Annotated in this window: 7 protein-coding genes; 5 read left to right on the top strand and 2 right to left on the bottom strand. The window is 45.8% G+C overall.

The annotated features are described in order from the left end of the window. Nucleotides 1-554: homoserine kinase (thrB, locus tag B9T16_RS24290; protein ID WP_410245983.1), on the top strand; the 554-nt coding region annotated here is incomplete at its 5' end. A gap of 5 nt (nucleotides 555-559) precedes the next feature. On the opposite strand, the gene B9T16_RS24285 is transcribed toward thrB, so the two are convergent. Further along, the gene (locus B9T16_RS24285) at nucleotides 560-898 is read right to left on the bottom strand and encodes a cupin domain-containing protein (protein ID WP_006618374.1); all 339 of its coding nucleotides are present in this window, start codon (nucleotides 896-898) and stop codon (nucleotides 560-562) included. A 182-nt stretch (nucleotides 899-1080) separates the two neighbouring features. On the opposite strand from B9T16_RS24285, the gene B9T16_RS24280 reads away from it, so the two are divergent. Next, entirely contained in the window at nucleotides 1081-1641 is a 561-nt protein-coding gene (locus B9T16_RS24280) for a thioredoxin family protein (RefSeq protein ID WP_410245982.1), read from the top strand. A gap of 53 nt (nucleotides 1642-1694) precedes the next feature. Here B9T16_RS24280 and B9T16_RS24275 read toward each other — a convergent pair whose 3' ends face one another. Next, nucleotides 1695-2330 carry a VWA domain-containing protein gene (locus B9T16_RS24275; RefSeq protein ID WP_410245981.1) on the bottom strand — a complete coding sequence of 212 codons (636 nt, stop codon included), beginning with the start codon at nucleotides 2328-2330 and terminating at the stop codon, nucleotides 1695-1697. 109 nt (nucleotides 2331-2439) lie between these two features. On the opposite strand from B9T16_RS24275, the gene B9T16_RS24270 reads away from it, so the two are divergent. The 3 genes from B9T16_RS24270 to B9T16_RS24260 form a co-directional block, all read left to right on the top strand. After that, a complete protein-coding gene (locus B9T16_RS24270; protein ID WP_006618371.1) occupies nucleotides 2440-2913 on the top strand; it encodes a hypothetical protein in 474 nt (157 codons plus the stop codon). 37 nt (nucleotides 2914-2950) lie between these two features. After that, nucleotides 2951-4972: a WD40 repeat domain-containing serine/threonine-protein kinase gene (locus B9T16_RS24265; protein ID WP_006618370.1), complete on the top strand. Its 2022-nt coding sequence runs from the start codon at nucleotides 2951-2953 to the stop codon at nucleotides 4970-4972. 755 nt (nucleotides 4973-5727) lie between these two features. Continuing rightward, nucleotides 5728-6565 (top strand): reverse transcriptase N-terminal domain-containing protein (locus B9T16_RS24260; protein WP_410245980.1); only part of this gene is annotated, 838 nt, incomplete at its 3' end.

Raw genomic sequence — 6565 nt, 5'->3', positions numbered from 1 at the left:
CAGAAAGTATGGAAATGGCGATCGCCATAGAAGGACACCCCGACAACGTAGTCCCCGCCCTGTTGGGGGGTTGTCAGTTATCAGTCGCCGACCATAACCACCGCTGGCAGATCTGCGAAATTCCTTGGCATCAAGATATAGTCCCCGTCGTCGCTATTCCCGACTTTGAACTATCCACCGCCGAAGCTCGCAGCGTTCTCCCCTCCCATTATACCCGTGCCGATGCCATTTTCAACACCGCCCACCTAGGTTTATTAATCCGAGGCTTAGAAACCGGACAGGGAGACTGGTTGCGCTTCGCCATAGCTGACAAAATCCATCAGCCCTACCGCCAATCTCTGATCCAGGGTTATGATGCCGTTAGACAAGCCGCCTTAGATGCAGGCGCTTACGAATTAGCCATTAGCGGGGCAGGGCCGACCCTTCTAGCCCTCACAGACCCCCCCCACACCCGTAGGGTTGTATCTGCCATGAGGGAGGCTTGGAGGGGCTATAACATCGGGGTAGATGTGCGATCGCTTGCAATTGATACCCAAGGCGCTAAAGTAACTTAATTTCCCTACTCATTACCAGCCGAAAGAGTCAGCAAAAATGCCAGATTTTCCTCCGTTTTCAGGGCGTGGGGTGCATTGGCTTTCATGAATACAAACACTCCCGCCTCTAAGCTAATCTCTTTCCCCTCCAGAGTTAAAATTCCGCGACCTTCCAAAACGTTAACCGTCGCGTTTTTCGTAGCCGTATGTTCGGAAATTTCCGTACCCGCCCCCAAACAAAATAGGGTATATTGACAGTGATCATCTTTTAGCAAAACCCGGCTAACAATTCCCCCCTCCGTATATTGAATATAATCATCAAACTTAATCGCCGTTGAAGTATTTATCGAAATGATATCAGTCATAATAGCTGTCTGAATTTGATAGGTAGCTATTTGAGATCATATCACATCCCCTTGATGTCACCTTACCCGCCACCCCCAAACATCCTAGCTATCAGCCATGGCTTTACCTAACCTCAGTCGAGAACAATCCGCTATAATTATCATGGATATTATCATCTAGTCAAAATCAGGAATCTTGAATCATGGCTTTAACAGCATCAACCATGTTAAGTTTAGGGACCATCGCCCCAGATTTTCAACTCCCAGATGTGACCTCTGGGGAAATCATATCCGTCGATACATTTCAGGATAAAAAAGCCTTGCTAGTCATGTTTATCTGTTGTCACTGTCCCTTCGTCAAACATATTGAAAATGAACTAGCTAAACTAGGACATGATTATCAACCCCTAGGAATAGGAATAGTTGCTATTAGCGCCAACTCCATCAAAACCCATCCCCAAGACGGACCTGAATACCTGAAAAACCAAGCCGAAACAGTAGGTTTTTCCTTCCCTTACTGCTACGATGAAACCCAAGAAGTAGCCCAAGCCTATACAGCAGCCTGTACCCCCGATTTCTTCTTGTTTAATAGCGATCGCAAATTAGTATATCGCGGTCAATTAGATGACAGTCGCCCCGGGAATAACTTACCCGTCACCGGGGCAGATTTGCGGGCGGCTTTAGATGCCATTCTCGCCGACCAACCCATCAACAGCGACCAAAAACCCAGTATTGGTTGCAATATCAAATGGCATCCCCAATAACCTAAATCAAGGCAACCGCAATGGTTGCCTATTTCCAGAAAATCCCCTCAAATCTAATCAGTAATTGCGCGTAACAAAACATCAGTCAAACTAATCTCTTCCATATCTTCCAAACTGACTGTATCACAAATATTATAACGAGCCCCCGATGCAGTTAACTCATCATCAAGCACCTTAAAAAACGCCGTAGCCGTGTCACTAGACCCCACCCTAATCATTTCTACAGCCAATTCTTCCTCATGGGTCAGTTGATTAGAAGCATTAATCAAGATGCGTTTAACCTCCAATAACGGGTTAATAATCTCCCCACCTGTAACCACAAAAATAGTTTCACCATTAGGCTGTGATTGTTCCGTCGCCCGTCTGGCAAAATAACTATCAGTAGCATCCTTGAGAACCGAAGCCAAATCCGCTTTTCCCCCAGGTTTATGATTCTCAAAAACCTCTCCCACATGGTCAGAAGTAATGCGATCGTAGCGCTTAAACTCGTCAGCAAATAAATATAAAGTAATCCCATCTGGGTCAAAATGTTCGCAATAGGTTGCCAACTCTAAAATCGATTGTCGCATCAACTCCCAGCGAGACTGTCCCTTTTTATTGCCAGCCATTGCCATACTCTCGCTGACATCAACAATCAAGGTATAATCCCGTTTCTCCAGGACCGCACCCCCCTCCAATAGTATATCCATACATCAAACCCCCACATTTGTTCAATTTAATACTGTATCATTTCCCCCCAATAATTATTAAGCTATAATATTCTCAAGCGTCATAATATCGTTTTCGCCAATCCTAGCCATGAAACCTCAGCATCAGGATTCTTCCAACCAAAAACAGCCAGACCGACCCATCTACCTACAACCTCCCTGGGTCATTTTCGCCCCACTACTGATAGGCGTGTTAGCCCTAGTCGCCTATACGCTTCTTGTTACAACCGACTCTCCCACTCCAGACCCCATTATCGTACAAAACCCTGAAGCCGTCATGATCATGGATGAAATCTCCCCAAATCTAGCCGATCTCCCCTCGGAAATTTCTACCGCATTGCGCCAAGATGTCATCGATCGCACCGGAAGTTCCCCAGAGGAAATCGAAATCCTCGCCGCCGAAAGACAGACTTGGCCAAATACCTGTTTAGGGCTCGCCAAGCCAGACGAATTATGTGGTCAAATGTTAGTGGATGGCTGGCGGGTCCGAGTGTCTGATGGTCAGCGCCATTGGCTTTACCGCACCAATCATAATGGTCAAAACTTCCGCTTAGAAACAGAATAACAGCCATAACCTAGTCCCCTGGTAATTATTTCCTACCATGAGTTATTGCCTCAATCCCCAATGTTCCCATCCCGAAAATCCAGATGATGCTAAATTCTGCCTTACCTGTGGTGCTAAACTGTTTCTACGGGAGAGATACCAGGCTATTAAACCTATTGGTCATGGCGGATTTGGGAAAACATTTTTGGCAGTTGATCACGATAAACCCTCCCATCCCCCCTGCGTCATTAAGCAATTTTTCCCCCAAACCCAAGGGGTAGAAACCACCCGGAAAGCTGCGGAATTATTCCACCAAGAAGCCCAACGTCTCGATGAACTAGGAAAACATCCCCACATCCCAGATTTGCTGGCACATTTTCAACAGGACAATAATCAATACTTAGTCCAAGAATATATCAACGGCCCCAACTTAGAAGACCAAGTAATTAGCCAGGGAACTTTTAACGAAAATCAAATCGTTAAACTACTTGATGAACTGTTGCCAGTTTTAGAATTTATACATCAAAATAAAGTCATTCATAGGGATATTAAACCCGCCAATATTATCCAAGCTCAAACAGTAGTAAATAGTTCGACATCGGGTAAGTTGGTATTAGTGGACTTTGGGGCGGCGAAAGTAGTACAAAGCAGCAACTTATCAGGACCAGGAACTATTATCGGCAGTCCTGAATATGTCGCCCCAGAACAAACTAGGGGTCAAGCAATATATGCTAGTGATATTTATAGTTTGGGGGTGACTTGCTTATATTTACTCACCCAAATATCGCCCTTTGACCTCTATGATATTCACCAAGATAAATGGGTTTGGCGAGATTATTTACAGGGAAATACGGTCAACAATAAACTGGGCTTAGTTTTAGATAGAATGGTGGCTTCCCTACCTTCCCAGCGCTATAATTCCCCGCTGAATGTACTTAGGGCACTGCATCCTAGTGGACTACCCCCGACGATTCTGCACAACATTAATATTAATAACTTTCATAATACGGCACTCCCTAGCCCTCCTGCGTCGGTGAGAGTACCGCCGCCACCGTTACCCCCACCGCCACCACGGACAGCTAGAACTTCTCAGCAAATCACCCCACCACCCACGGCTAGAACTTCTCAGCCACCCACGCCACCAAAACCTAGCCGCGTTCAACCTCAACGGTCATCACCTAGCTGGAAACTCCTACATACGCTGACAGGACACCGTAATCAAGTTACCTGTGTGGCTTTCTCTCCTGATCAGGAAATACTGGCCAGCAGTAGCCAAGATATGACTATAGAAATTTGGAGACTGAAAACTGGGAAACGTTGGTACACCCTAACAGGTCATGAAAATTGGGTAACATCGATCGCCTTTTCCCCCAAGGAAGAGATTTTAGCTAGTGGTAGTCGCGATCAGACTGTGGAAATTTGGGATCTCAAAAAAGGTAAACGCTGGTATACCCTCATTGGTCATCAAGATACTGTTGAACAGGTAGCTTTTTCCCCCCAGGGAGATATTCTAGCCAGCGCCTCCCGGGACAAAACCATACAAATTTGGGATCTCAAAAAAGGCAAGCCTTTCTACAGTCTCTCAGGTCATAGCGATCGCATTTATGGAGTCGCCTTTTCCCCTGATGGTCAGACCCTAGCCAGCGCCTCTAGGGATAAAACCGTCCGCCTGTGGAACCTACAGCAAAGACAAGAATTAGGAAGCCTACCCCGCTGGTCGGACTGGGTGAGAACCGTTGCTTTTAGTCCTAACGGTCAAATGTTAGCCGGAGGATGTCGGGATGGTTCCATCGGTCTATGGCATCAACAAGACCAGACCTGGAAGCTATGGCGTACCCTGCGGGCTGATGATGCCGATATCTTGGCGATCGCCTTTCAACCCGATAGTAAACAGTTAATTACTGGCAACAGTAAAGGCCAAATTGACATTTGGCAACTGGGCGACGGCACATTATTAGAAACCATCCCCGCCCATTCAGCAGACATATTATCCCTAGCATTTAGTCTTGACGGCAAAACCATAGCTAGTGGCGGAGCTGACCGACTGGTTAAAGTTTGGCATCTCCCGGCCCACACTTGATATTGATTAGAAAATATAATACAATTGTTAAATAAGTGCGATACGTTCAGGCATGAAATAGGGTTGAGATACCTGAAATAACCGCCTGGTAGAGACTTCATGCCCCTGGGTGAATATAAGGAACGCACTCCTGACCATCTCTATAACTGTTTATATGTCCCAACGTTCGGTATAGAGATATACCAAACAAGGCAGGGAACCCAAGGTCAAAATGAACTAACTTATACAAATTCCTCATAGGAAGCCCAGAAATGGATAAGTAAAAGTTAGGAAATCAGGGTAACGGCGATAGCCACCCCCAATTTCAGGAATCACAACCCTGGGACTGAAGCGGGGAACGGAAGGCTCCGAGGTGTAACCTAACACCAGAAACGAGACCACTGCCAACCATCCATGATTAGGGAAACCGAATGTCTGGCTTGAACCATCGTAATAATTGGGTAGCGAAATAGGTTGATACGCTGCGCTCAAAAGAGCAAGGGGAAAAGTAGGGGCTTTTATTTACTACCTACACAGACCTTTAAAAGTACCCCGGTGGATAAGACAAATCTAAAGATGGAATGCCCATATAAATGGAACGTTTTAACCCCTTCTAGGCTCTGACAATCTGGTCGAGAAAGTCAGTAGTGAAAGTGTAAGCGCAAGCCTATTAGGGGATGAGATGTGACCAAAAGCCAATGCCCGACTGTAATGGTAGGGATATGCTAACAGGTCACGGTTTGATTGTAAAGAAATAGAGCCTAGTAGGTGTACAAATGGCGATAGCGAGTTTAAAGAAAGGGTTTGGGAAACCAAAACCAATCAAGACTACGAGCAACGCATGGAAGGCAATCCCATGGACTAAGGTTCAACGGAAAGTTTTCAAGCTCCAAAAGAGTATATTTCAAGCAGCTAAATCGGGACAAAATGCTAAGGCACGAAGGTTGCAACGTCTATTGGTGAAATCATATTATGCCCGGCTCCTAGCAGTGAGACGAGTAACCCAAGATAATCAAGGCAAGAAGACAGCCGGGGTTGATGGAGTAAGAGTAATCTCTTCGAGACAAAGGTTTGAACTGGTCAAGAACATTAAGGGAAACCTCAAAGCAAAACCACTGCGACGGGTGTGGATTCCAAAACCTGGTAGGGATGAAAAACGCCGCCTAGGAATACCCACAATCCAAGATAGAGCAAGGCAAGCCTTGGTTAAGTCGGCTCTCGAACCTGAATGGGAATCGAGATTTGAAGGCACAAGCTACGGGTTCCGTCCTGGACGGTCTGCCCATGACGCAATCAGCAGAATTTATATTGCCATAAATAAGGGACAATATTATGTTCTTGATGCTGATATAGCAAAATGCTTTGACCGAATAAACCATGATTACCTACTGTCCAAAATTCATTGTCCAAGCAGCCTAAAAAGAGACCTGAAACAATGGCTCAAAGCGGGAGTGCTAGACAACGGTGTATTCGAGGATACAGAAACAGGGACACCCCAGGGAGGGGTAATAAGTCCATTCCTAGCCAACATCGCACTGTTGGGGATGGGTAGGTTAATAGGAAAAATGTATCCCAAAAATACCAACAACAAACCATTTGCCACGGTCATACGAT

This window comes from Arthrospira sp. PCC 8006 (genome assembly GCF_046480465.1).
Lineage (GTDB): Bacteria > Cyanobacteriota > Cyanobacteriia > Cyanobacteriales > Microcoleaceae > Limnospira > Limnospira platensis.
This window is presented reverse-complemented; position numbering and strand designations above follow the sequence as displayed.

Coding starts and splice junctions, on each gene's coding strand:
- B9T16_RS24285 (WP_006618374.1), bottom strand. CDS start 898: ATGACTGATATCATTTCGATAAATACTTCAACGGCGATTAAGTTTGAT.
- B9T16_RS24280 (WP_410245982.1), top strand. CDS start 1,081: ATGGCTTTAACAGCATCAACCATGTTAAGTTTAGGGACCATCGCCCCA.
- B9T16_RS24275 (WP_410245981.1), bottom strand. CDS start 2,330: ATGGATATACTATTGGAGGGGGGTGCGGTCCTGGAGAAACGGGATTAT.
- B9T16_RS24270 (WP_006618371.1), top strand. CDS start 2,440: ATGAAACCTCAGCATCAGGATTCTTCCAACCAAAAACAGCCAGACCGA.
- B9T16_RS24265 (WP_006618370.1), top strand. CDS start 2,951: ATGAGTTATTGCCTCAATCCCCAATGTTCCCATCCCGAAAATCCAGAT.